At 68.0% G+C, this 24497-nt stretch carries 19 protein-coding genes and 1 pseudogene; 13 read left to right on the top strand and 7 right to left on the bottom strand.

From position 1 onward, the window contains the following. Nucleotides 1-13 precede the first annotated feature (13 nt). The 6 genes from MUU77_RS09975 to asnS all read right to left on the bottom strand — a co-directional run bounded on the left by MUU77_RS09975 (nt 14) and on the right by asnS (nt 5008). Nucleotides 14-1435, bottom strand: a complete 1422-nt coding sequence (locus MUU77_RS09975; RefSeq protein WP_245086138.1) for an aldehyde dehydrogenase — start codon at nt 1433-1435, stop codon at nt 14-16. Between the two features lie 43 nt (nt 1436-1478). Beyond that, nucleotides 1479-2267 carry an SDR family oxidoreductase gene (locus tag MUU77_RS09970; protein ID WP_245086135.1) on the bottom strand — a complete coding sequence of 263 codons (789 nt, stop codon included), beginning with the start codon at nt 2265-2267 and terminating at the stop codon, nt 1479-1481. A gap of 78 nt (nt 2268-2345) precedes the next feature. Next, complete coding sequence (locus tag MUU77_RS09965) at nt 2346-2990, bottom strand: FMN-binding negative transcriptional regulator (protein ID WP_245086131.1); 645 nt, start codon at nt 2988-2990, stop codon at nt 2346-2348. Between the two features lie 7 nt (nt 2991-2997). Beyond that, entirely contained in the window at nt 2998-3306 is a 309-nt protein-coding gene (locus MUU77_RS09960) for a hypothetical protein (protein ID WP_245086128.1), read from the bottom strand. Next, nucleotides 3303-3608: a hypothetical protein gene (locus MUU77_RS09955; protein WP_245086125.1), complete on the bottom strand. Its 306-nt coding sequence runs from the start codon at nt 3606-3608 to the stop codon at nt 3303-3305. The genes MUU77_RS09960 and MUU77_RS09955 overlap by 4 nt, the downstream gene beginning before the upstream one ends. After that, complete coding sequence (asnS, locus tag MUU77_RS09950; RefSeq protein ID WP_245086122.1) at nt 3608-5008, bottom strand: asparagine--tRNA ligase; 1401 nt, start codon at nt 5006-5008, stop codon at nt 3608-3610. The genes MUU77_RS09955 and asnS overlap by 1 nt, the downstream gene beginning before the upstream one ends. A 112-nt stretch (nt 5009-5120) precedes the next feature. On the opposite strand from asnS, the gene MUU77_RS09945 reads away from it, so the two are divergent. Next, on the top strand, nt 5121-5453 hold the full coding sequence (locus tag MUU77_RS09945; protein ID WP_245086119.1) for an iron-sulfur cluster assembly accessory protein: 333 nt from the start codon (nt 5121-5123) through the stop codon (nt 5451-5453). Between the two features lie 480 nt (nt 5454-5933). Here MUU77_RS09945 and MUU77_RS09940 read toward each other — a convergent pair whose 3' ends face one another. Continuing rightward, the gene (locus tag MUU77_RS09940) at nt 5934-6650 is read right to left on the bottom strand and encodes a TetR/AcrR family transcriptional regulator (RefSeq protein ID WP_245086116.1); all 717 of its coding nucleotides are present in this window, start codon (nt 6648-6650) and stop codon (nt 5934-5936) included. Nucleotides 6651-6972: 322 nt separating this feature from the next. Here MUU77_RS09940 and MUU77_RS09935 point away from each other — a divergent pair, with 322 nt between their 5' ends. From MUU77_RS09935 to MUU77_RS09880, 12 genes and pseudogenes are all read left to right on the top strand, one after another. Further along, nucleotides 6973-8685: a CocE/NonD family hydrolase gene (locus tag MUU77_RS09935; RefSeq protein WP_245086113.1), complete on the top strand. Its 1713-nt coding sequence runs from the start codon at nt 6973-6975 to the stop codon at nt 8683-8685. A 303-nt stretch (nt 8686-8988) separates the two neighbouring features. Further along, on the top strand, nt 8989-10368 hold the full coding sequence (locus MUU77_RS09930) for a carbohydrate porin (protein ID WP_245086110.1): 1380 nt from the start codon (nt 8989-8991) through the stop codon (nt 10366-10368). Between the two features lie 446 nt (nt 10369-10814). After that, nucleotides 10815-11243, top strand: coding sequence for a 30S ribosomal protein S6 (gene rpsF, locus MUU77_RS09925; RefSeq protein ID WP_245086108.1), 429 nt, complete (start codon nt 10815-10817; stop codon nt 11241-11243). Between the two features lie 11 nt (nt 11244-11254). Further along, nucleotides 11255-11485, top strand: coding sequence for a 30S ribosomal protein S18 (gene rpsR / locus MUU77_RS09920; RefSeq protein ID WP_055942998.1), 231 nt, complete (start codon nt 11255-11257; stop codon nt 11483-11485). 136 nt (nt 11486-11621) lie between these two features. Beyond that, the gene (gene rplI, locus MUU77_RS09915) at nt 11622-12071 is read left to right on the top strand and encodes a 50S ribosomal protein L9 (RefSeq protein WP_245086105.1); all 450 of its coding nucleotides are present in this window, start codon (nt 11622-11624) and stop codon (nt 12069-12071) included. Nucleotides 12072-12274: 203 nt separating this feature from the next. Further along, nucleotides 12275-13675 carry a replicative DNA helicase gene (locus tag MUU77_RS09910; protein WP_245086102.1) on the top strand — a complete coding sequence of 467 codons (1401 nt, stop codon included), beginning with the start codon at nt 12275-12277 and terminating at the stop codon, nt 13673-13675. A gap of 168 nt (nt 13676-13843) precedes the next feature. Beyond that, the gene (locus MUU77_RS09905) at nt 13844-16885 is read left to right on the top strand and encodes a sensor histidine kinase (RefSeq protein WP_245086099.1); all 3042 of its coding nucleotides are present in this window, start codon (nt 13844-13846) and stop codon (nt 16883-16885) included. Between the two features lie 88 nt (nt 16886-16973). Further along, the gene (alr, locus tag MUU77_RS09900) at nt 16974-18161 is read left to right on the top strand and encodes an alanine racemase (RefSeq protein WP_245086096.1); all 1188 of its coding nucleotides are present in this window, start codon (nt 16974-16976) and stop codon (nt 18159-18161) included. A gap of 28 nt (nt 18162-18189) precedes the next feature. Next, complete coding sequence (locus MUU77_RS09895; RefSeq protein WP_245086094.1) at nt 18190-19608, top strand: deoxyribodipyrimidine photo-lyase; 1419 nt, start codon at nt 18190-18192, stop codon at nt 19606-19608. 59 nt (nt 19609-19667) lie between these two features. Further along, nucleotides 19668-21128, top strand: a complete 1461-nt coding sequence (locus tag MUU77_RS09890; protein WP_245086092.1) for a wax ester/triacylglycerol synthase family O-acyltransferase — start codon at nt 19668-19670, stop codon at nt 21126-21128. A gap of 210 nt (nt 21129-21338) precedes the next feature. Continuing rightward, nucleotides 21339-21911 (top strand): annotated as a pseudogene (locus MUU77_RS09885) (OmpA family protein); the annotation flags it as partial. A 219-nt stretch (nt 21912-22130) separates the two neighbouring features. After that, nucleotides 22131-24494 carry a Tex family protein gene (locus MUU77_RS09880; protein WP_245086087.1) on the top strand — a complete coding sequence of 788 codons (2364 nt, stop codon included), beginning with the start codon at nt 22131-22133 and terminating at the stop codon, nt 24492-24494. Nucleotides 24495-24497: the final 3 nt, after the last annotated feature.

Genomic DNA, 24497 nt, shown 5'->3' with positions numbered 1-24497 from the left:
GGTGGGTTCTTCCTCAGCGCAATGCCACGCAGACGTTCTTGGGTTCGGTGAAGAAACGCATGGCTTCCATGCCGCCCTCGCGGCCCAGGCCGGACGCACCGGTGCCGCCGAACGGCGTACGCAGGTCGCGGGTCATCCAGGTGTTGATCCAGACGATGCCGGCGCGCAGCTGCGCGGCCAGGCGGTGGGCGCGGTCCAGGTCGCGCGTCCAGACGGTCGCCGCCAGTCCGTAATCGCCGGCATTGGCCAGCGACAGCGCGTGCGCCTCGTCCTCGAAGGACTGCAGCGTCACCACCGGGCCGAAGATCTCCTCGCGGTTGGTGGCGGCCTGCGGGCCCAGCCCTTCGATCACCGTGGGTGCGATGAACCAGCCGGGCCGGTCCAGCGCGTGCCCCCCGGTCAGCACGCGGCCGCCTTCGGCGCGGGCCCGGGCGATGCAGCCGAGCACCTTCTCGAAGTGCGCCTGCGACACCATCGCGCCCAGCCGGGTGGCCGGCTCGTGCAGCGGTCCGGCCTGGAGCGCGCGGGCGCGCTCGACCAGGGCTTGGCGGAATTCGTCATGGATCGCCTGCTGCACCAGCAGGCGCGAGCCGCACAGGCAGATCTGGCCCGCGTTCTGGAAGGCGGAGCGGAGCAGGGTGTCCAGGTGCGCCCGCCAGTCGCTGTTGGCGAACACCAGCGTGGCATTCTTGCCGCCCAGTTCCAGCGAGACCTTCTTCAGCTGCGGCCCGGCCAGTCCGGCGATGCGCCGGCCCACCGCGGTGCTGCCGGTGAACGACACCGCCTTGACGGCCGGATGCAGCACCAGCGGTTCGCCCACGGCCGGCCCGCTGCCATGCACGATGTTGAGCACGCCGCGCGGCAGGCCGATCTCCGCGGCCAGTTCGCCCAGCATCGTCGCGGTGGCGGGGGTGATCTCGGACGGCTTGGCCACCACGGTGTTGCCGGCGGCCAGCGCGGGCGCGATCTTCCAGGTGAACAGATAAAGCGGCAGGTTCCATGGCGATATCGCGGCCACCACGCCCAGCGGTGCGCGCAGCGTGTAATTGAGCCCGGCCTCGCCGTGGTGCGACTCGCTGGCGAACTGCGTGGCCGCATGCGCGAAGAAGCGCAGGTTGGCGACCGCCCGGGGAATCTCGATGTCGCGCGCCAGCGCCAGCGGCTTGCCGGCATCGCGCGACTCCGCGGCCGCGAAAGTGTCCAGGCGCGCTTCCAGGGCATCGGCTAGGCGCTCCAGCCAGCGCGCCCGGGTGTTGGGCGGCAGGGCGCCCCATGCCGGAAACGCGGTCTCCGCGGCCTCGATCGCCTGCAGCACGTCGCTTTCGCCGCCATCGGCGACCTCGGCATAGACCTCGGCCGACGCCGGCTCGAAGACGGGACGCCAGGCGCCTCCGGGGCGCGGTTCGCCATCGATGAAGTGGCTGTAGCGTTCCATGCCCACTAGCTTAACCCGGCTGGCAAGCCCCTTCCGGGCGGGGTCAGAGGGACTGCATGCGACCGCCATCGACGGCCAGGCTGACCCCGTTGACATAGCCTGCGGCCGGCGTGGCGAGGAAGGCGATCGCCGCCGCCACTTCATGGGCCTCCGCGAAGCGGCCTGCGGGCACCGTGGCCAGCATCGCCGCGCTGATGGCCGCTTCATCCTTGCCGGTGGCCTGCACGCGGTCGCGCAGGATCTGCTCCAGGCGCCGGGTGCGGGTGTAGCCGGGCAGTACGTTGTTGACGGTGATGCCGTAGGCCCCCAGTTCCTTCGATAGCGTCTTGGCCCAGCTGGCCACCGCGCCGCGGATCGTGTTGGAGACGCCCAGGTTGGCGATGGGTTCCTTCACCGAAGTGGAGACCACGTTGATGATGCGGCCCCAGCCGGCGGCTCTCATGCCGGGTACCGTCAACTGCGCAAGCAACTGGTTGGCCAGCAGGTGGCGGTGGAAGGCGGCCAGGTAGTCGTCGGCAGCGGCGTCGATGGCGCGTCCGCCGGGTGGGCCGCCGGTATTGTTGACGAGGATGTGGATCGGGCGGGCCCCGGCGAGTGCCGACACCGTCGCCTGCAGTGACGCGGCGTCGGCGACGTCGACGGCGATGCCGTCATGGTGCTGTTCGCCGGGGGTACGGGGCAGGGCAGCCATCACCTCCGCCAGGACGTCGGCGCGACGCGCCAGCAGCGTGACGCTGGCGCCCAGCAGCGCGAGTTCGTGAGCGGCGGCGCGGCCGATGCCTTCGGAGGCGCCGCAGACGAGGGCATGCCGGCCGGTGAGGTTCAGGTCCATGCGTCGTTCCTGGAAGAGCGAGGCGCTGAGTTTAGCCCTGTGGGAGCGAGGTGAGGCGCGACGCTTTCCCTTCGCGACCTACGTCGCGCCCACGCCGTCCTTGCGATGGGCCAGGCGCTCGCGCATGAGGTCGGCGACGGCCACGTTGTTCTCGCCACCCAGCTGCCGCAGTGCTGCCGCCGCACCTTCGACATTGGCGACCGGATGGTTCTGGCTGAGCTTGAACTTCAGCTCGACGCGGTCGACCGTGAAGCGGAAGCCGATGATCCCGCGCAACTGGCGGAAGTGATCGTCGCGGTCGTGCTCGAAGCGCCAGTCGTTGCCGACGCGGGCCTCGTTCGCCTGGCTCAGGCGATCCACGATGGATGCCAGCCGCGCGGGGTCCTCGGTACTCTCCAGCATGCCGTGCAGGTGGGCGACGGCGTAGTTCCAGGTCGGCACACGGGCCGCCTCTTCCTTGTCCACGTACCAGCCCGGCGACAGGTAGGCGTGCGGGCCATGCACGATCACCAGCGCGGGTCCCGCGTGGCGCGCCTGCGGGTTCGGCCGGGCCCAATGCCCTTCGATCATGATCCGGTCGCCGTCGCGCGCATACAGCACGGGCAGATGGCTGATGAAGGGCAGGCCGTCGGCCACGGTGACCAGCGTGACGAAGGCGTCGCGCGCGATCAGCCGGTCGAGTCGGGTCAGGTCGGTGTCGGCGAATGCGTGCGGCGTGTACATCGCCGGCTCACGCGCGCGCGCCGAGGGACTGCACCATCTTCGGCACCAGCGCGGCATCGTCGTCGCCGTGCGGCGGCTGCACGCCGGCCAGCGAGAAGCCGCGCGCCAGGGCGTCTTCCTCATCCAGGCCATCGAAGGCGACGAACTCGGCGTCGAACAATGCCGCGCGGGCGCTGTCCTCGCTGTCGTAGGGCAGGGTGTTGCCGTCGCTGTCCAGCACCTCGGCGGTACCGGCTTCCAGTACGCGCAGGCGCGCCCAGATCAGGGTGCGGCCGAGCGAGGCCAGGTACCAGTCCTCACGCAGGAACGGGGTCATGCGAAAGCCTCCGCCCACAGCGCCAGCAGGCCCGCCATCGCCAGCCCGAAGAAGATCACGCACAGCGAGATGCGCGCCGGCGTCGCCAGCCCGGACAGCGAGGTGTCCGGGATGCGGCGGTACTCGCCCGACAGCAGCCAGCGCAGGGCGACGGGCTTGAGGAACGCGCCCTCGCCCCACTGTACGCCCAGGGCGGCATGGCGGTCGCGTACGTGCACCAGCGTCAATGGCCAGAAGATGACGAAGGCGCAGAAGCCGGCGATGGCCACGCCGACGAAGCAGAGCGCGAAGAACAGGATCATCAGAACTCCGCGTTGCCGGGCGCGCGCGGGTAGGCGATGGCGTCGCGGATGTTGGACAGCCCGCAGACGTAGACCACCAGCCGCTCGAAGCCCAGGCCGAAGCCGGCGTGCGGCACGCCGCCGTAGCGGCGGAAGTCGCGGTACCACTGGTAATGCGCCGGATCCAGGCCGAACTGCGCCATGCGCGCATCCAGGACATCCAGGCGCTCCTCGCGCTGGCTGCCGCCGATGATCTCGCCGATGCCGGGCGCCAGCACGTCCATCGCGGCGACCGTCCGGCCGTCGTCGTTCAGGCGCATGTAGAAGGCCTTGATGTGCTCGGGGTAGTTCATCACCACCACCGGGCGGCCGACGTGTTCCTCGGTCAGCCAGCGCTCGTGCTCGGTCTGCAGGTCCAGGCCCCATTCGACCGGGAATTCGAACTTCCTGCCGGCCTTCTGCAGCAGGCCGATCGCGTCGCTGTAGTCGATCCGCTCGAACGGCGCGTTGATGAACGACTCCAGCCGGCTGATCGCGTCCTTCTGCACGCGCTCGGCGATGAAGGCCATGTCGTCCGCCCGTTCGGACAGCACCGTGCGGAACAGGTACTTCAGGAAGTCCTCGGCCAGGTCGGCGTCGGCGGTCAGGTCGGCGAACGCGATCTCCGGTTCGATCATCCAGAACTCGGCTAGGTGGCGCGTGGTGTTGCTGTTCTCCGCCCGGAAGGTCGGGCCGAACGTGTAGACCTTGCTGAGGCTGAGGCAGTAGGCCTCGACGTTCAGCTGGCCGGATACGGTCAGGAAGGTCTCCTTGCCGAAGAAGTCGCGCGAGAAGTCCACCTCGCCCTTGCCGTTGCGCGGCAGGTTGGCCAGGTCCAGGGTGGAGACGCGGAACATCTGCCCGGCGCCCTCGGCGTCGGAGGTGGTGATGATCGGCGTGCTGATCCAGTAGAAGCCGCGCTCATGGAAGAACCGGTGCACCGCCTGCGCCAGGCAGTGGCGGATGCGGGTGACGGCGCCGAACAGGTTGGTGCGCGGGCGCAGGTGGGCGAACTCGCGCAGGTACTCCAGCGAGTGCTGCTTGGGCTGCATGGGGTAGGTGAGGGGATCCTCGACCCAGCCGACCACCTCGATGGAAGCGGCCTGGATCTCGTAGCTCTGGCCCTGGCCCTGCGAGGCGACCAGGGTGCCGGTGGCCACCACCGCGCAGCCGGTGGTCAGGTGCTTCACCTCGGACTCGTAGTTGGGCAGCGTGGCGGGCGCGACCACCTGGATCGGCGCGAAGCACGACCCGTCGCTGACGTTGACGAAGGACAGGCCCGCCTTGGAATCGCGCCGCGTGCGCACCCAGCCGCGCACCGTGACCTCGCCGCCGGCCGGGAGCTTGCCCGCCAGCGCATGTTCGACGCTTACCACCGTCATGGCTTGAATCCTTCGGTAACAGACACATTTATGGAACGCGGAGTTTAGCAAGAGCCGCCCGGCCGACGGAGCGCCCGCGGCTATACTTCCCCGTGTCGCACAGGAGCTTGCCATGGCCATCACCCTCACCCCCGTCGCTCTCGAACGCGTGCAGCGCTTCGTTGCGCAGACGCCGGGCGCCCTGGGCCTGCGGTTCGGGGTGACCCGCACCGGCTGTTCCGGTTGGGGCCACGTGGCCGACCTGGCCCGCGACGAGCGCGCGGGCGACACCGTGTTCGAGTTCGGCGGGGTGAAGATCTACGTGGACGCCACCAGCCTGCCGCTGGTCGACGGAACGGAGATCGATTTCGCCAAACAGGGCCTGTCCGAGACCTTCACCTTCCGCAACCCCAACGCGGCGGCCGAGTGCGGCTGCGGTGAAAGCTTCACCACGACCGCTGCATAGCCTGCCCGGGGCGTCCCGTCGAGGGCGTGGATACATCCGCATATCAGTCACTTACGGAACCAGGGTGTCCCGTGGGTCGCCTCGACGGCTCGCCCTTGTAGCGGCAGACAGGGGGCACGGCCCGGGTTCGGGGCAGGGATGTCCCCATTGCCGGCGAGGATGCCCCCATCCGGGCGACCGGCCAACTTGCCCCGGCACGTGTCAGCACTGCACCGGCTGGCAGGCACTCGATGGCGAAGGCCCCTACCTGGGGGCCGTGCCCAATGGGTCGCGCGCGTGGCGGCTGAGTCGATACCGGCCGGGCGCATGAAGAGTCGCCGGCCGCCCCTCGTGCCGCTGGCTCCCAAGACGGTCGAGCTGTGCGGTCAGCGTCAATAGCGTGCGAGCCGCGGGGATTTCCTGTCTACGTATCGCATCCGCCCGCGCAAGCTTATGGGGACTCCACCGCGCTGGCCGAAGCCGCTCAGCGCGTGTGTCGGATCAGACGTGGGCGTAGGCGGTTTCAATCTCCTCGGCAAACTCGGCTGGAAGACTGCCTGTAGCAGAACGGACCATCATCGCAAGCAGCTCCTTCAGCGTCTGCTCCTTGCGTGTTTCCGGCGTAAAGAACGGTGCGAGAAGGCCTTGTCCCGCGACGACATGGGAGATGGCGATGGAGTGCGTGAAGAAGAGCAGGGAGACATCCCGCGTCCGAAGGAACCCTTTCTCGACGCCTTCTGACAGCAGCGGCGTCACCGCTTCCCGGAACGGGTCGATCAGCACGGTCTTCACCAGATCCTGGCGCTCGCCCGGCTGCAGCATTTCCTGAAGGATGAACAGGCCGTAATCCGGCAGATCCGCATTGAATCGGATGAAGCTGGCGTAGGTCCCGACAAGCCTCCGGGGATACGGCAGCGCCGCCGCCGCCAGCACTCCGATCTCGGCAAGGGGACCGCTCGCGCTCGATTGCAGCCGCTCCAGACAGGCCTGCCACAGCGCGGCCTTGGAGCCGAAGTGATAGTTGGCCAGCGCGATGTTGACGCCGGCCTGCTGCGCCAGATCGCGAATGTTCACGCCGTGATAGCCCCGTCGGGCAAAACACGGCAGCGCGTTCGCGAGGATGGTTTCACGCCCCGTCTCCTTTCCGAGCCGGGGCCTGCCGGCACGGGTTCGGCGCCCTGTCTGCGGCTTTGCCTTCTTTGGCTGGGGTGCACTCATGTTCGTTCCTGCCTCGATGCAGCGAATGTGGCCAAGAACCGTCGCAGAAACAAGCCTGCCGCCCCTCTTGGCATTTCGCTGACCGCTCGCCCGACCGCCCATTGAGGCCTATGGCTGAGGCCCGTAAGTGCGTCGTCACCCGCCCGTCCGATCAAATTAAACATCTGTTGCATTTATTTGCGTTCGGCGTAACGTAAGGCGTCCTTGGTCGCCTGGTGGAGGTGTTTGCAGGGCGGAAAGGCAAGCAGCGCGCGCGCCACCGGGGCCGGAGCAGAGCCTCGGCCCGGGCCCGCATCGTGGTCAAAATGAGGAGGAGGAGAAAGTGAGCATTACCAAGAAATTGGAGGGGCTGGACGTTCTTTTCAGAAAGGCGGCGCCCATCGAGAATTCGGCTTATCCCGGTCTTAACGAAAGCAGCTACATCCTGGAGAAGGGCAGTGTGCACCTGGACGGCGGCATGCCGCTGCGGTGCAACATTCGGGTCGATCAGGACGTGCCGGTGGCGATGCGCGATGGCGTGCGGCTTCGCGTGGACGTGTATCGCCCGACCGAGGAAGGGCAATATCCCGTCATCATGGGCTGGAGCCCTTATGGCAAGCGCGGCAGCGTCATCAACAATGGAGGCTTCGGACATCCGACCCGGATGGACGTTCCGCTGGAGTGGGAAGACGGACTCAACAAGTTCGAAGCGGCCAATCCCAGCTATTGGGTGGCCCATGGCTATGTCGTGCTGGCCCCGGACAGCCGCGGCATCTTCAATTCGGAAGGCGACGTTCATGCCTGGGGTCGCCAGGAACCGGAAGACGAATACGACCTGATCGAATGGGCGGGTTCCCAGCCCTGGTCGAACGGAAAGATCGGCCTCACGGGCAATTCGATGTTGGCCATGTCGCAATGGTTCGTGGCAGCCATGCGTCCGCCGCATCTGGCGGCGATCGCCCCCTGGGAAGGCGCCTCCGACATCTATCGCGATACGAGCTTCCGCGGCGGCATTCCCGAGCGGCTTTTCTCGAACGCCATCTTCAGTCGCCTGTGTGGCAACGGCTTGGTGGAGGACATTCCGGCCATGACCGACGCCCATCCTCTGCTTGACGCCTACTGGCAGACCAAGGTGGCGCCTCTGCAGGAGATCGATGTGCCTGCCTATGTGGTGGCCTCCTGGACCAACATCCTGCACACGGGAGGTACGTTCCGCGGATGGTCAAACATCGCCTCAAGGGAAAAATGGCTGCGCGTGCACAACACCCATGAGTGGACGGATTACTTCAACCCGGCCCATGTGGAGGACTTGCGCCGCTTCTTCGATCGCTATCTGAAGAATATCGACAATGGCTGGGAAGCGACCCCGCGCGTTCGTCTTTCCGTTTTCGACCCGGGCAACACGGATATCGTCAATCGCAGCGAGGCCGAATTCCCGCTGCAGCGCCAGGTGGTCAAGCCGCTCCATCTGGGCCTGGAGAACGGAACGCCGGTGCTGCGTTCGCAGCCGCAGGCCGGGAAAGCGAAAGTTTCCTACGACGTCGGCGAAAAGGAAGGCGCCAGCTTTTCGATCGTATTCGACGAATTGACGGAGTTGACCGGCTATTTCAACCTGAAGCTGTGGGTCGAGGCCGAGGGCAATGACGACATGGATCTGTTCGCCTTCGTGCGCAAGCGCGACCGCGACGGAAACATCCGCGGGTGCCCGGTGGTAACGGAACGTACCCATGTAGGCCCGAACGGTCGACTGCGGGTTTCGCTGCGCACGACGGACCCGGAGCTATCCACGGAACTCCAGCCCCACAGGCACTTCAACCAGCCGCTCACGTTGCAGCCCGGTGAGATCGTGCCGGTCGAGATCGGCTTCTGGCCCTACGGCATACGCTGGCAGCCGGGAGAAACGCTGGAACTCGTCATCACCGGGACCGACCTGCTGGTCCGCCCGGAATTCCCGCAGATTCCACCCATCCCCACGATCAACAAGGGGCGGCATGTGATCCACTTCGGCGGCGAATACGACTCCAGGCTGCTCGTGCCCTTCATTCCAGGCGCGTGATCGTCCGACAGGGCAAGGAGAGGAATCTCGGCCCGCCGGAATGAGATCCGGCGGGGTGCCCATCGCAAGCAGGCGGTGGAGCTTGCTGTGGCCCACGCGTTCCGCCGCGATGGCGGCGCAGGGGACAAGTGCCGCCGGACGGGAGTCGACCCAAGCAGCCTGAGGCGTTGGCCAAGTTGTGCCTTGCGCATCGAACGGAGTTGTCGCTCTGGCGGCGGCGGCGGCGTGCGCTGGGCTGTGGTGTTTCGCACGCACTCAACTTTCTGAAAACACAACGGAATATCGATGCGCCTGGGAGGGAGCATGAACATCCATTTTCGCAATCTTGCATGTCTGTGTGTCTGGGGGGTGCAGATCGTTGTCGCGGTTCCGGCCTTCGCGGAGGAGGCCATTCCGCCTGTAGCCACGGAGATGGCACGGGAAAACCTGCCGGAGGGGCCTTTGTCGGAGGTCGGGCAGAAGCTGCGTGACGCGGGCCTGGAAGTCGACGTCCAGTACGTCAATCTGTATGCCAACACGCCCGATTTTGGCTTCGTCGGCGGAGAGTGGTTGAACGCCGGCTTTCTCATATTCGACACGACCTATCGCGTGTCCGACAGTTGGAAACTGAAATGGCGCCAGACAATCAACGTGGCCGATCACAGCGCGGATACCTATCTGTTCTCGGTCGGCAGCTCGTTCTACGCCACCTATCCTTACGTCGATACGCGCACCGATCTGACCCGCCTGACGGTGCAGGGGGATTTTCTCGACGGCCGGCTCGAACTCGAGGCTGGGCGTATGAACATCTGGCCGGAGTTCCTCCGTTCTGAATACTGTGGAGGCCTGGGCTGTACTGCGCAGGTTCGTGCTCTTGTCCTGAATGCGCCGGGAAATTCCGCATCGCAGTGGGGCGCACGGATAGGCTACAACCTGTCGCCCCATCTTTCGCTGGGTGCCGTTCTGACGGAGGACAACGCCGAAAACTGGCGCACGGGTTCCGGCTGGGATTGGGAAAAAGGGGAATCCGATGGTTATTCCGCGGTGCTGCACCTTGCCCAACGCGAAGGGTTCAGGGAGGCAGACAAGCCTCTCAACTTTGAAATCGGCGCCTACCGTCGTTCAGCCGATTACGTGGATGCGCTCTACGATACCGGTTGGGGCAATCCGACCTTCGGGCCCGATCAGGTCGTGATAAGGCACGACGGGGGATCCAATGGCGTCTTTGCGCAGGGGCGGCAAGTAGTCTGGAGCCGGCCCGACGGCACACCGTTCCCGGAAAATGTGGCCGTGTACGGTGGCGCGTTCCATACCTTCGGAGACGGGCAGGCCTATCCCTGGGAGGCTTTCGCGGGCATTGAATACGAGGGCTTCTGGAGGGCCAATCCTGTCGCTTCCGTGGGGGCCACCGTTCACTATATCGGTCTGAGCCAGGAGCGGGCAGCTTACGAAACCAATGCGCGGCGTTTCCTGACGGGAACGACCGACGCCCAACCGCGCGACTCTTACCAGCTCGATGTGCATTCCCGGCTCGGGATCGGTGCAGGATTTCTCGAACTGGGCGCAGCCTATGTCATAGATCCGAACGCACCGCTCACCGCGGACTACTCAACCTCGCGCATGAAGGATGGCTGGACGTTCTATGTCGGGTTGGTCTTCGATATCGGCGCCGCCCTGAGCCTCTCCAGGCCGAAATTTCCTTAGGGCCTGATCGGACCGGGAATGAAACGATGATCTGCCGCCTGACGCTTCCGTGGTGGCGGCAGGCTTCGTCGTCGATGGCGCGGTCTGCGGGCTGGGATGGCCTGCGGTGCCGGCGGGTGCGGGAAGCCGGGGTTCATTACCCCGGGCCTGCCGGCTGCGCCGGGTTAGCCGGGTCATTCATCGTGGGGCCCTCCATGGGCTTGAATGCGGGTGTGCTTGAATTCCACGTAGAATCAATGCGATAGCGAATGGATGCCGCTACGGCGCGGGCTTCACCACCTCCGCAGGGGCTGGCTTGCCCCTAAGTGGTTGACCTGCCATACTTTCCTGCTCCCGGCGGCCAGCCAGGTCGCCGGGTCCTTGCCCCACCGCGTCCGTTGCTGACGTCCGGGGGGCTGTTCCGCCCGCGGGATACCCGTCGGGCCCACATCCGAAAGGTAAAAACGATGCGTCACTATGAAGTCGTGTTCCTGGTCCATCCGGACCAGAGCGAGCAGGTGCCGGCCATGATCGAGCGCTACAAGGCGCTGATCGAGGGCGGCAACGGCAAGATCCACCGTCTGGAAGACTGGGGCCGCCGCCAGCTGGCGTACCCGATCCAGAACCTGGTGAAGGCCCACTACGTGCTGCTCAACATCGAGGCCGACCAGGCCGTGCTGAGCGAGCTGGTGGAAAGCTTCCGTTTCAATGATGCGGTGCTGCGCAACCTGGTCATCAAGCGCGATGGCCCGGACACCGAGCAGTCCCTGATCATGAAGAACAAGGACGAGAAGGGCGACAAGCCCGAGCGTGGCGAGCGTCGTCGCCGTGACGACGAGGAAGGCGAGGCCGGCAACGCCGCTTCGACCGAATCCGACAACGCCGAAGCCGCCTGAGGAGGCCCCCCATGTCCAAGTTCTTCCGTCGCCGCAAGTTCTGCAAGTTCACCGCCGAAGGCGTGAAAGAGATCGACTACAAGGATCTCAACACCCTGCGCCAGTACCTGACCGAGAACGGCAAGATCGTGCCGAGCCGCGTCACCGGCACCAAGTCGCGTTACCAGCGCCAGCTGTCCACCGCGGTCAAGCGCGCCCGTTTCCTGGCGCTGATTCCGTACACGGACAACCACGACGTCTGAGGGCGAGGAGTGAGTGATGAGGGTGTTCTTCCTCACTTCTCACTCCTCTCCGCTCACTCCTGGCTTCAAATCCCGTCCATTCGGACAGCAACAGTTGCGGCCGCATTCCCGGCCGCTAACGAATCGGAGATACACGATGGAACTGATTCTTCTGCAGAAAGTCACCAACCTCGGCGTCCTGGGCGACAAGGTCAACGTGAAGCCCGGCTACGGCCGCAACTACCTGGTGCCGCAGGGCAAGGCCGTGCCGGCGACCGCCGCCAACGTGGCCGAGTTCGAAGCCAAGCGCGCCGAGTACGAAGCCAAGGCCAAGGCCGTGCATGACGAGGCCGAAGGCCGCGCCGCCAAGCTGGAAGGCGCCAGCGTGACCATCACCGCCAATGCCGCGACCGAAGGCAAGCTGTTCGGCTCGGTCGGCCCGCGCGACATCGCCGAGGCCTTCACCGCCGCCGGCCTGCCGCTGGAGAAGAGCGAGGTCATCATGGGCGAAGGCGCGCTGCGCAACATCGGCGAGTACGAGATCGTGGTGAAGCTGCACGCCGACGTGCAGACGACCGTGAAGGTCGTGGTGCAGGCCGAAGCCTGATCGATCCGCGCATCGCTGCATGATGCCGACAGACGGGCGCCGCAAGGCGCCCGTTCTGTTTGGCGTGCCGGCCGCGGTCTCAGCCGCTGAGATGCCCACCGGTTATCCACACACTTATCTGCAACACCCCAGGGCATGGACTGCCTACCATGTCCGGCCGTGCGGCCATCAGCCCGCATGCGCCGCAGGAGCACGTACCGCCCATGTCCGCACGCACCGGCTTCCGCCAGGATTCGCATGACGCCCGCATCGAGCAACTCCGCGTGCCGCCGCACTCCATCGAGGCGGAACAGGCGGTGCTCGGCGGCCTGATGCTGGCGCCGGAAGCCTACGACCGCATCAACGACAAGCTCACGGCCAACGATTTCTATCGCCGCGACCACCAGCTGATCTACCGCGCCATCGCGGAACTGGCCGAGAAGAACCGCCCGTTCGACGCGGTGACGCTGGGCGAATGGTTCGAGTCGCAGGGCCACATGGACCTGGTCGCCGGTGGCGCCTATCTGGTCGAACTGGCCAGCACCACGCCGTCCGCCGCCAACATCACCGCCTACGCCGAGATCGTCCGCGACAAGGCGGTGATGCGCCAGCTGATCGAGGTGGGCACCGAGATCGTCAACGACGCATTCCAGCCCGAGGGCAAGGAAAGCGACGAGATGCTGGCGATCGCCGAGCAGAAGGTGTTCGCCATCGCCGAACAGGGCGCGCGCGGCCGCACCGACTTCGTGGCGATGAACGATGCGCTGAAGGACGCCTTCGAGGTGCTGCGCGTGCGTTCGGAGAGCGGCGGCACCGTGACCGGCCTGCCGACGGGCTATACCGAGTTCGACATGATGACCGCCGGCCTGCAGCCCACCGACCTGGTGATCCTGGCCGCACGCCCGGCCATGGGCAAGACCACGTTCGCCCTGAACATCGCCGAGTACGCCGCCATCAAGTCGAAGAAGGCCGTGGCGGTGTTCTCGATGGAAATGTCGGCGGGCCAGCTGGCCATGCGCCTGATCTCCTCGGTCGGCCGCATCAACGCCACGCGCCTGCGCACCGGCCAGCTGGAAGACGAGGACTGGAGCCGCGTGACCAGTGCCATCCGCATCCTGAAGGACCAGGCCAAGGTCTTCATCGACGACACGCCAGGCCTGTCGCCCGACGTGCTGCGTTCCAAGGCGCGCCGGCTGAAGCGCGAGCACGACCTGGGCCTGATCGTCATCGACTACCTGCAGCTGATGTCGGTGCCCGGCAACAACGAGAACCGCGCCACCGAGATCTCCGAGATCTCGCGCTCGCTGAAAGGCCTGGCCAAGGAACTCAACGTGCCGGTGATCGCGCTGTCGCAGCTCAACCGCTCGCTGGAAACGCGCACCGACAAGCGCCCGGTGATGGCCGACCTGCGCGAATCGGGCGCCATCGAGCAGGACGCGGACATGATCGTCTTCATCTACCGCGACGACTACTACAACAAGGAAACCTCGCCGGACAAAGGCCTGGCCGAGATCATCATCGGCAAGCAGCGCTCGGGCCCCACGGGTTCGTGCAAACTGCGGTTCTTCGGCGAATACACGCGCTTCGACAATCTGAGCCACGACAGCATCGGCGCATTCGAGTAGGCCGCTGCCCGCAACGCGATGCGCGGGGCGTAGTACGCTGGGTGACACGCGCGCCCGCGCCCACCCAGGGGATGCCGAGGGCATGGAAGGGCGGCATCGGAGGGGCGCCGTGCGTGGCAGGCCAAGGACGCTGGCGGATGCGCCACGGTCGGGCGGCAACGGCGGGACATGACCGCCAACAAACTTGAGGCAGGTAACCGGGTGGCCAGTCGGTCGGGCGAAGGCATGGGGCGGTGGCAGGGCTGGCGGGCCGCGCTCGTCTGGCTGCTCTGGCTTGCGCTGGCGCAGACGGCGACCGCGCTGGAGGTCCGCCGCCAGCTGGCGCAGTTCCACCACACCGCATGGCGGGTCCAGGATGGCGCGCCGGGCCAGGTCACCGCCCTTGCGCAGACCACGGACGGCTATCTCTGGCTTGCCACGCAGATCGGGCTGTATCGCTTCGATGGCGTGCAGTTCGAGCGCTACGAGCCTCCGGCCGGCGACGCGCTGCCGGCCACCAGCGTCTCCGCCCTGCATGCCTCGCCCGATGGCGGATTGTGGGTGGGCTTCCGCTACGGTGCGGTTTCCCATATCGACGGGGCGCGACTGCGCCACTACGGCCAGGCACAGGGCCTGCCCAGCGGCACCGTCTTCCGCTTCGCCCGCGATGCGGATGGCCGCCTCTGGGCAGCCACGTTCACCGGGCTGGTCTATCTGCAGGGTGGGCGATGGCATGCGCTCGGCCCGCGCTGGCGCTACCCCGGCCGGCAGGCGCGGACCGTGTTCGTCGATGCCGAGGGCACGTTGTGGGTCGCCAGTGAGCAGGGCGTCGCCTTCCTGCCGCGTGGCGGCACGGCGTTCCAGCGCGTGCAGGCGCGCGTGGGCAGGATCAGCCAGTTCGGCCAGGGGCCGGATGGCGCCATCTGGATCGCGGAAGCCGATGGCGCGGTGCGTGCGCTGCCCGTGCCCGGAAGGCCGGCGCCCGCACAGACCTTGCCCCTGGCCTCGGCCGGGCTGCTGTTCGACCGCGATGGCGCGCTCTGGGCCACCACGCTGGGCGACGGGCTGTACCGGTGGACCGGCGAGGCGGCCTCGCCGTTCGAAGCCTACCGCCAGCGCGAGGGCCTGACCTCCGACTACGCACTGCCGCTGCTGGAGGACCGGGAGGGCACGCTCTGGATCGGCAGTAGCCGCGGCCTGGACCGCTTCCGCCATGCGAACGTGGTGCTGGCCCGCCTGCCCGATGGCGCCCACGATTTCGCCATCGTGGCGGAGGAGGGGCCCTCCGTACTCGTGGGCAGTCGCAACCGTCCCCTGCTGCGCGTGCAGGGCAGCCGCCAGGCATCCCTGCCGCTGGCCCCGCCCTTGACGGCGGCGTACCGCGACCAGACCGGCACGGTGTGGTTGGGCGGCCCCAAAGGGATCTGGACCCTGCGCGACGGTGCGCTCGCTTCCGTCGCCCCTCTGCCGGTGCAGCGCTATTCGGGCGTGCAGGCCATCACCCGCACCCCCGACGGCAGCGTGTGGGTCTCACTGAACACGCCGGGCCTGCACCGTCTGCAGGGCGGCCGCTGGACCCATCTGCGCGACCTGCCCGGCACGCGCGAGGGGTCGTCGCCCTTGACCCTGCTTGCCGGCGCCGACGGCCGCGTGTGGATGGGTTTTGCGCACAACCAGATCGCCTCGATGCGCGAAGGCAGGCTGACGGTATTCGGGCGGCCCCAGGGCCTGGATGTCGGCAACGTGAGCGCGTTGCGGCAGGGACGCGCCGGCCTGTGGATCGGAGGCGAGCGCGGGCTGGCGCGCATGCGCGGCGACCGTATCCAGACGCTGCGCGCGCACGCCGACAGTCCCCTGCGCGGCATATCCGGCATTGTGGAAACGGCGAACGGCGACCTGTGGCTCAACGGTGCGCGGGGCATCGTGAGGATTCCGGCCGCATCGCTCGAAGCGATGTTCGCCGGCAGCTCCGCCGCGGCCTACGATCTGTTCGATTTCCTCGACGGGCTGCCTGGCATTCCCGCGCAGTTCCGCCCCATACCGACCGCGTTGCAGGCCGGCGACGGCCGGCTCTGGTTCGCCACCACCAGTGGCGTGGTCACGATCGACCCGGACCGCATCCAGCGCAATCCGTTGCCGCCCCCCGTCAGCATCCGTTCGCTGTCCATCGATGGCCGCCCGCAGCCCCTGGACGCGGGTCCGCTGCGCCTCCCCGCCGGCACGCGCAACCTGCAGATCGGCTATGCCGCCCTGAGCCTGGCCATCCCGGAGCGGGTGCGCTTCCGCTACCGGCTGGAGGGCTACGAGCAGGACTGGCAGGAGGCCGGGACGCGCCGGGTGGCCTATTACACCAATCCCGGACCGGGGGACTACGTGTTCCGCGTGCTGGCCACCAACAACGACGGCGTCTGGAACGAGGTGGGGGCGGGCATCGCGTTCTCGATCGCACCACGCTACTACCAGACCCCCTGGTTTGCGGCCGTCTGCGCGACGGCGGCGGCCGCGCTGCTATGGGTCGCCTACCTGCTGCGCCTGCGGCGGGTGTCGCGGCAGATCCACGACCGCCTGCAGGAACGCCACCAGGAACGCGAGCGCATCGCCCGCGAGCTGCACGATACGCTGCTGCAGAGCGTGCAGGGGCTGATCCTGCGCTTCCATGCCGTCACCCGTTCGCTGGGCCCGGGCGCCCCCGCGCGCGATGCGCTGGATGCGGTGCTTGAGCGCGCCGACGATGTGATGGTGGAGGCGCGCGACCGGGTGCTCGACCTGCGCGCCACCGCTCGCGGTGGCGGCTGCCTCGCCGACATGTTCGCGAGGATGGCCGCCGACCTGGAGGCCGGTCCCGAGCTGTCCATCCGTCTGTCCGAGGAGGGAAACCGGGCGCCGATCGACCCCATCGTGCAGGACGAACTGCTGCAGATCGGACGCGAGGCGATGCTCAACGCCTGCCGCCACGCAGGGGCGCGCCATATCGGCATCGTCATCGTGCACAGCGCCACCGGCCTGGCGGTCGGCGTGCACGACGATGGCCGCGGCATCGATCCGGACGTGCTGGACCGCGGAGGCCGCGAAGGGCACTGGGGCCTGGCGGGCATGCGCGAACGCGCCGCGCGCCTCGGCGCCAGCCTGGACATCGCGTCCGCTCCCGGCGAGGGCACCCGCGTGGACGTGCACGTGCCGGCCGCCGTGGCGTATCGCCCGCGCACCGCCTGGTGGCGGCGCCGCGGTTAGGCCCTGCGCGGCGTATCCCTGCGGCCATTCCCGGCATCGCGTCGGCATCCGGCGCAGCGGCGCACGCACTCGCCGCTACAATCGCCGCATGCACGGATCCGATGCTTTCGAAGCCGCCGCTTCGTTCCGCCCTGAAGCCAGCGACCGTCCCACGCGCATCCGCGTGGACCTGGACGCGCTGAGCCACAATTTCCAGGCCCTGCAGGCGCAGGCGGGCGTACCCGTCATGGGCATCGTCAAGGCCAATGCGTACGGACATGGGTTGGTGCCGGTCGCGCTCCACCTGCAGGCGCGGGGCATCGGCCACCTCGGTGTGGCGCTGCTGGAGGAGGGCATCGCCTTGCGGCGCGCGGGCGTGACGGTGCCCATCCTGGTGCTGGGCGGTATCCATGCCCCGCAGGTCGGCCAGTTCCTGGCCTGCGACCTGGAAGTGACCGTGTCCTCGATCGCCAAGCTGCGACAGGTGGAACAGGCGGCGGCGTCGCTGGGGCGCAAGGCGGTGATCCACCTGAAGGTCGACACCGGCATGGAGCGCATCGGCGTGCACAGCGAGAATGCGGGGCCGTTCATCGAAGCGGCTGTCGCCTCCCGCTGGTGCACCGTGAAAGGCATCTATTCGCACCTGGCCTGCGCGGATGATCCAGCCTCGCCGATGACGCGCGAACAGCTGCACCGCTTCCTCGATGCGTGCGGGCATTTCGACCGCATCGGCGCCCCCATGCCGCTGCGCCACCTGGCCAATTCCGGCGGCGTGCTGCATTTCCCGGACACCTGCCTGGACATGGTCCGTCCGGGCATCGCGCTGTATGGCGTCATGCCGGATCCGGCCTCGCAGGCCACGGTGGCGTTGAAGCCGGCCTTGTCGCTGGTATCGCAGGTGGTGTACTTCAAGGTGGTGAAGGCCGGCCGGACGGTCAGCTACGGGGCCACCTGGACCGCGCCGGTGGACACGCGCGTCGCCACCGTGCCGATCGGGTATGGCGACGGCTACCCGCGTTCGCTCTCATCGCGCGGCGAAGTGCTGGTGCGCGGCCGGCGCCATCCGATCATCGGCCGGGTGTGCATGGACCAGTTCATGGTCGACCTGGGCCCCGGTGGAACCGCCTACAACGAGGACGAAGTGGTGCTGATCGGCGCGCAGGGCGGCGATGCGATCTCCTGCGAAGCGGTCGCCCTTGCCGCGGGCACCATTCCCTACGAGATCCTGACCGGCCTCAACGCGCGCATCCCCCGCCAATACGTCGGCGGTGCATCCGGCGGTGCGGCGGCTGCGTAGGCGGCACCGATCCCCGACGGTTCCGCGCATGCCCAACGCCCTTGTCTGGTTCCGCCACGATCTGCGCCTGGACGACAATCCCGCCTTGCGCGCGGCCTTGGACCAGGGCTTCACTCCCGTGCCCGTCTACGTGCACGCGCCGCAGGAAGAGGGCCAATGGAAGCCCGGTGCCGCTTCCCGGGCGTGGCTGCACCGGTCGCTGGCGGCGCTGGATGCGGACCTGCGGGCGCGCGGGTCGCGCCTGCTGCTGCGCGAGGGACCCAGCGCGTCCGCCCTGCAGGCCCTGGTGCAGCAGACCGGGGCGGCGGCGGTGTTCTGGAACCGCAAGTACGAACCGGCCACCCAGCCGCGCGACGCATCGCTGAAGAAGAGGCTGCGCGAGCAGGGCCTGCAGGTGGAAAGTTTCAATGGCGGGCTGCTGTTCGAACCCTGGGACCTCGCCACCGGGCAGGGCAATCCCTACCGAGTGTTCACGCCCTTCTGGCGTGCGGCGCTGTCGCAGTGGCGCGTGCCGGCGCCCTGGGACGCACCCGCACGGCTGCCGCCCGTCCAGGCCGGGCTGGACGGTGCTTCGCTGGACAGCTGGGGCCTGGCGCCCGCGCGCGGCTGGGATGCCGGCTTCTGGAAGGTCTGGACGCCGGGCGAGGCCGGCGCGCGCGAGGCACTGGAGGTCTTCGCCGACGGCGCGCTCCAGGGCTACCGCACCGACCGCGACCGTCCCGACCGCACGGGCACCTCCCGGCTTTCGCCGCACCTGCACTTCGGCGAAATCGCCCCCTGGCGCATCACGGCCGAACTGGAGCGCGCGCGCACGGCCGCCAACAGCGCCGACATGGACGGCTACCTGCGCGAACTGGGGTGGCGCGAGTTCGCCTACCACCTGCTGCACCACTTCCCGCAGACCACCACCCACGACCTCAACCCGCGCTTCGCGCATTTCGACTGGGCGAAGGTCGATCCCGCCGCCCTCCAGGCATGGCAGCGTGGCCGCACCGGCGTGCCCATCGTCGATGCCGGCCTGCGCGAGCTGTGGACCACCGGCTACATGCACAACCGGGTGCGCATGATCGTGGCCAGCTACCTGACCAAGCACCTGCGCTACCACTGGTTGCAGGGAGCGCGCTGGTTCTGGGACACGCTGGTGGATGCCGACCTGGCCAACAACACGCTGGGATGGCAATGGACCGCGGGCACCGGTGCCGACGCCGCGCCGTATTTCCGCGTGTTCAACCCGGTGACGCAGGCGGAGAAGTTCGACCCGCAGGGCACGTACATCGCGCGCTGGGTGCCCGAGCTGGCGGCCGTGCCGGTTCCGCTGCGCTTCGCGCCGTGGCAGAAGCCCGATGTGATGTCACGTGTCGCGCCCGATTACCCGCGCCGCCCGCTGGTCGACCTGGCGCAAGGACGCGAAAGCGCGCTGGCGGCCTACCGCAAGACGGGCGACTGAGCCGCGTTGACGCCTTTCGGCGCCGCATGCTTCACTCGACGCGGGAGAGGAGGGCAAGCATGGCCACGAAGAAGGCGCCGGCAAAGCCGCGTCGCGAGCCGATGTCGCGGGTGGACACCGCCTGGTTGCGGATGTGCCGCCCCACCAATCCGATGATGATCACCGGCGTGCTGATGTTCGACGAGCCGATGACGCTCGAGCGGCTTAAGCAGGTGGTGAAGAAGCGCTTCCTGGGCTACCCGCGCTTCCTGCAGAAGGCGGTCGACACGCCGGCGGGTGCGTCGTGGGTGACCGACCCCGACTTCGACCTCGACTGGCATGTACGTCTCTCCGCGCTGCCGGGCCGGCACGATCCCGCATCCGAGAAGAAGGCGCTGGAGCGCTTCACCAGCCAGATGGCGTCCACGCCCTTGGACAAGACCAAGCCGCTGTGGCAGTTCCACCTGATCGAGCGCTACGGCAAGGGCTCGGCGCTTGTCGCGCGCATCCACCACAGCTATGCCGACGGCATCGCGCTGGTGCAGGTGCTGCTGTCGCTGACCGATACCAGCCGCAAGCCGGATGCGGGCAAGGATTTGCGGTCGGCGTGGTTGAAGAAGGACGGGGCCGAGGTCGTGCGCCGGGTCGGCGCCATCGACCGCTACATGCAGATCGGCGGCAAGATGCTGGGCAAGGGCATGGAGATGATGCAGGACCCCACGCTGGCCACGATGCTGGCGAAGGAGGGCGGCGAGATCGGCCGCGAACTGCTGCACGCACTGTCCCTGTCCGACGACCCGCCCACGCTGCTGCGCGGCAAGCTGGGCGTCAGCAAGCGCGTGGCCTGGGCCGAACCGCTGGACCTGGAGGACGTGAAGGCGGTCGGCCGCGCCTGCGACTGCACCGTCAACGACGTGCTGATGGCGGCGGCCGCCGGCGCGCTGCGCAGTTACATGCTGGAGCGGGGCGAGCAGCTGGAAGGGGTGACCCTGCGCGCCACCGTGCCGGTGAACCTGCGCCCGCTGGAGCACGCGCGCAAGCTGGGCAACCACTTCGGCCTGGTGTTCCTGGACCTGCCGGTGGGCGAGGACAATCCGGTTCGCCGGCTGGAGCGCGTGGCCGACTGCATGCGCGACCTCAAGAATTCGCGGCAAGCCATTGTTGCATTTGGACTTCTTGCCGCCCTTGGCATGGCGCCTTCGGCCGTCCAGGGGGTGGCGCTGGAACTGTTCTCGCGCAAGGCCACCGCGGTGGCCACCAACGTGCCCGGCCCGCAGCAGCCGCTGTACATGGGCGGGTCCCGCCTGCGCGAGATGATGTTCTGGGTGCCGCAGACCGGCTCCATCGGCATCGGCGTGTCCATCCTCAGCTACAACGGGCGCGTGCATTTCGGCCTGATCGCCGACGCCAAGCTCATTCCCGATCCGGATGCCGTCATCCGGCGCTTCGGCCCGGAGTTCGACAAGCTGCTGTACCTGGCGCTGATGGGCGATTGGGAGCGGACGCTGGATGCGCCCGGGGCGCTCGCGCTGATGGCGTGATCCCCGACGCTACCTGAATGAACAGGGCTCAAATCGCGTGTTGTGAACATTTTGCTGGGTAGGCTTGCGGCCGTTCCGGTGCATTCCCCGCACCGCCCAGGAGGATGTATGAATGCGATGCTGAAGACCGGCGCCCTGGCGGCGCTCACCGTCACCCTGCTGGGTGGCTGTGCCAGCTATACCGGCCAGACCAACGACCCCAATGATCCCAACCGCACCCGCACCGGCGCCCTGATCGGCGCGGGCATCGGTGCCGTGGCCGGCCTGCTCAGCGGCAGCGATGCCACCGAGCGTCGCCAGCGCGCGCTAGTGGGCGCGGGCATCGGCGGGCTGGCAGGCGGTTCCATCGGCGCCTACCAGGACCGCCAGGAGGCCGAACTGCGCCGCCAGACGGCGGGCACGGGCATCGACGTCAGCCGCGATGGCGACGTCATCAAGCTCAACCTGCCGGACGGCGTCACCTTCGACTTCGGCAAGGCCGAGCTGAAGCCGCAGTTCTATCCGGCGCTCAACAACGTGGCCTCGACCCTGCGCGAGTACAACCAGACCATCGTGGAAGTCAGCGGCCACACCGACAGCATCGGCAGCGATGCGGTGAACCAGCGCCTGTCCGAACAGCGCGCCGCCTCGGTGGGCAACTACCTGATCGGCCAGGGCCTGCAGCGCGAGCGCTTCGAGATCGTCGGCATGGGCAAGCGCTATCCGGTCGCCAGCAACGACACCGACGCAGGCCGCGCACTCAACCGCCGGGTCGAGATCCGCGTACTGCCGGTACGTTCGTAAGCGTCAACCCTTGCAGTCCGGACGGGCCGCCTTGTGCGGCCCGTCTTCTTTTCCGGCACCGCAACGATGCACGGGCCCGGCAGGGCCTGGGAACGCCCGCCGGCAACGGTGCCTTCTTCAGCCTGTATCGGCCGCCGCTGTCAACCCGTTTCCCGCGCGGCCATCCGTTGCCACAATCCCGGTCCCACCCGGAGTATCGGGTTTTCCAGTACGGACGCAATGCAAGACCGCAATCCCCAGATCGCCCAGCACATCGCCGCCACCATCGCCGCCGAGATCGGCGCACAGACCGCACAGGCCAAGGCCGCCATCGCCCTGCTGGACGAAGGCGCCACCGTGCCCTTCATCGCCCGCTACCGCAAGGAAGTCACCGGCGGCCTGGACGACACCCAGCTGCGCAACCTCGAAACGCGCCTGACCTACCTGCGCGAACTGGAAGACCGCCGCGCCGCCGTGCTCGCCAGCATCGAGGAGCAGGGCAAGCTGACCGACGCACTGCGTGCCGAGATCGAAGGCGCCGACAGCAAGGCGCGCCTGGAAGACCTGTACCTGCCGTACAAGCCCAAGCGCCGCACGCGCGCGCAGATCGCGCGCGAAGCCGGCCTGGAGCCACTGGCCGACGGCCTGCTGGCCGATCCCACCCAGGTGCCGGAAACCGCCGCCGCCGCGTACATCGATGCCGAGAAGGGCGTGGCCGATGCCAAGGCAGCGCTGGACGGTGCACGCGCCATCCTGATGGAACGCTGGGGCGAGAACGCCGCGCTGGTCGGCGAACTGCGCCAGTGGATGAGCGAGGTCGGCGTGATCCGCGCCAAGGTCGCCGAAGGCAAGCAGAACGAAGGCGCCAAGTATCGCGACTATTTCGACCACGCCGAACCGCTGGCGAAGATTCCCTCGCACCGCCTGCTCGCGCTGTTCCGCGCGCGCCGCGAGGAGATCCTGCAGCTCGACCTCGACCCGGGCATGGAGGCTGAAGCCGGCCATCTCTTGGCCGAAGGCCGCGTCGCCCAGCATGCCGGCGTCTCCGCGCAGGGCCGCGCCGCCGACAAGTGGCTGCTGGATGCCTGCCGTCTGACCTGGCGCGCCAAGCTGCACATGCACCTGCTGCTGGACCTGTTCAACCAGGCCCGCGAAAAGGCCGAGGCCGAAGCCATCGCCGTGTTCGGCGACAACCTGAAGGACCTGCTGCTGGCCGCGCCCGCCGGGCCGAAGGCCGTGCTGGGCCTGGACCCGGGCCTGCGCACCGGCGTGAAGGTCGCCGTGGTCGACCGCACCGGCAAGCTGGTCGACACCGCCACCATCTATCCGCACGAACCCAAGCGCCAGTGGGACCCGTCCCTGCACGTGCTGCGTGCGCTGTGCGCCAAGCATGCGGTGGAGTTGATCGCCATCGGCAACGGCACCGCCAGCCGCGAGACCGACAAGCTGGCCGGCGAGCTGATCAAGCTCGCGCCGGAGCTGAAGATGCAGAAGATCGTGGTCAGCGAGGCCGGCGCCTCGGTGTACTCGGCCTCGGAATTCGCGGCCAAGGAGTTCCCCGACCTTGACGTGAGCCTCCGCGGCGCCGTCTCCATCGCCCGCCGCCTGCAGGATCCGCTGGCGGAGCTGGTGAAGATCGAACCCAAGGCCATCGGGGTGGGCCAGTACCAGCACGACGTGGACCAGTTCCGCCTGGCGCGCGCGCTGGATGCGCGCGTGGAGGACTGCGTGAACGCCGTGGGCGTGGACGTCAACACAGCATCCGCCGCATTGCTGACGCGCGTTTCCGGCCTCTCGTCCACCGTGGCCGAGAACATCGTGCGCTTCCGCGACGAACACGGCGCGTTCCGCACGCGCAAGGCGTTGCTGGGCGTGCCGCGCTTGGGCGAGAAGACCTTCGAGCAGTGTGCCGGGTTCCTGCGCATCGCCGACGGCGACGAACCGCTGGATGCCTCGTCCGTGCACCCGGAAGCCTATCCGGTGGTGGAGCGCATCCTGGCCGGCAGCGGCCGGCAGGTGAAGCAGATCGTCGGCGACACCGCCTTCCTGCGCAGCGTGAAGGCCGAGCGGTACACCGACGAGAAGTTCGGCGTGCCGACCATCCGCGACATCCTGAAGGAACTGGAGAAGCCCGGCCGCGATCCGCGTCCGGAGTTCAAGGCCGCGCGCTTCGCAGACGGCGTGGAGGACATCAAGGACCTGCGCGAGGGCATGATCCTGGAGGGCGTGGTCAGCAACGTGGCCGCCTTCGGTGCCTTCGTCGACATCGGCGTGCACCAGGACGGCCTGATCCACATCTCCGCGCTGTCCGACCGCTACGTGAAGGATCCGCGCGAGGTGGTGAAAGCCGGCGACATCGTCAAGGTGAAGGTGCTGGAGGTGGACGTGGCCCGCAAGCGCATCGCCCTGACGCGCCGCCTGGACGACGCGCCGGCACCGCAGGCTCCGCGCGATGCGCGGGCGCACGATCCGCGTCCGCCGCGCGGCCCCGACCGCGGCACCCCGCGCGACCAGCGCCGTGGTCCTGCACCGGCGAAGACCGGCGCGCCGCCGGCCGACAACGCGCTGGCGGCGGCGTTCGCCCGGGCGAAGGGCCAGGGCTGATCC

Source organism: Pseudoxanthomonas sp. F37, from assembly GCF_022965755.1.
Taxonomy (GTDB): Bacteria; Pseudomonadota; Gammaproteobacteria; order Xanthomonadales; family Xanthomonadaceae; genus Pseudoxanthomonas_A.
Note: the sequence above shows the minus strand (reverse complement) of the source record. Positions and strands in the feature narration are given on the sequence as shown.

Coding starts and splice junctions, on each gene's coding strand:
- MUU77_RS09975 (WP_245086138.1), bottom strand. CDS start 1,435: ATGGAACGCTACAGCCACTTCATCGATGGCGAACCGCGCCCCGGAGGC.
- MUU77_RS09970 (WP_245086135.1), bottom strand. CDS start 2,267: ATGGACCTGAACCTCACCGGCCGGCATGCCCTCGTCTGCGGCGCCTCC.
- MUU77_RS09965 (WP_245086131.1), bottom strand. CDS start 2,990: ATGTACACGCCGCACGCATTCGCCGACACCGACCTGACCCGACTCGAC.
- MUU77_RS09960 (WP_245086128.1), bottom strand. CDS start 3,306: ATGACCCCGTTCCTGCGTGAGGACTGGTACCTGGCCTCGCTCGGCCGC.
- MUU77_RS09955 (WP_245086125.1), bottom strand. CDS start 3,608: ATGATCCTGTTCTTCGCGCTCTGCTTCGTCGGCGTGGCCATCGCCGGC.
- asnS (WP_245086122.1), bottom strand. CDS start 5,008: ATGACGGTGGTAAGCGTCGAACATGCGCTGGCGGGCAAGCTCCCGGCC.
- MUU77_RS09945 (WP_245086119.1), top strand. CDS start 5,121: ATGGCCATCACCCTCACCCCCGTCGCTCTCGAACGCGTGCAGCGCTTC.
- MUU77_RS09940 (WP_245086116.1), bottom strand. CDS start 6,650: ATGAGTGCACCCCAGCCAAAGAAGGCAAAGCCGCAGACAGGGCGCCGA.
- MUU77_RS09930 (WP_245086110.1), top strand. CDS start 8,989: ATGAACATCCATTTTCGCAATCTTGCATGTCTGTGTGTCTGGGGGGTG.
- rpsF (WP_245086108.1), top strand. CDS start 10,815: ATGCGTCACTATGAAGTCGTGTTCCTGGTCCATCCGGACCAGAGCGAG.
- rpsR (WP_055942998.1), top strand. CDS start 11,255: ATGTCCAAGTTCTTCCGTCGCCGCAAGTTCTGCAAGTTCACCGCCGAA.
- rplI (WP_245086105.1), top strand. CDS start 11,622: ATGGAACTGATTCTTCTGCAGAAAGTCACCAACCTCGGCGTCCTGGGC.
- MUU77_RS09910 (WP_245086102.1), top strand. CDS start 12,275: ATGTCCGCACGCACCGGCTTCCGCCAGGATTCGCATGACGCCCGCATC.
- MUU77_RS09905 (WP_245086099.1), top strand. CDS start 13,844: ATGACCGCCAACAAACTTGAGGCAGGTAACCGGGTGGCCAGTCGGTCG.
- alr (WP_245086096.1), top strand. CDS start 16,974: ATGCACGGATCCGATGCTTTCGAAGCCGCCGCTTCGTTCCGCCCTGAA.
- MUU77_RS09895 (WP_245086094.1), top strand. CDS start 18,190: ATGCCCAACGCCCTTGTCTGGTTCCGCCACGATCTGCGCCTGGACGAC.
- MUU77_RS09890 (WP_245086092.1), top strand. CDS start 19,668: ATGGCCACGAAGAAGGCGCCGGCAAAGCCGCGTCGCGAGCCGATGTCG.
- MUU77_RS09880 (WP_245086087.1), top strand. CDS start 22,131: ATGCAAGACCGCAATCCCCAGATCGCCCAGCACATCGCCGCCACCATC.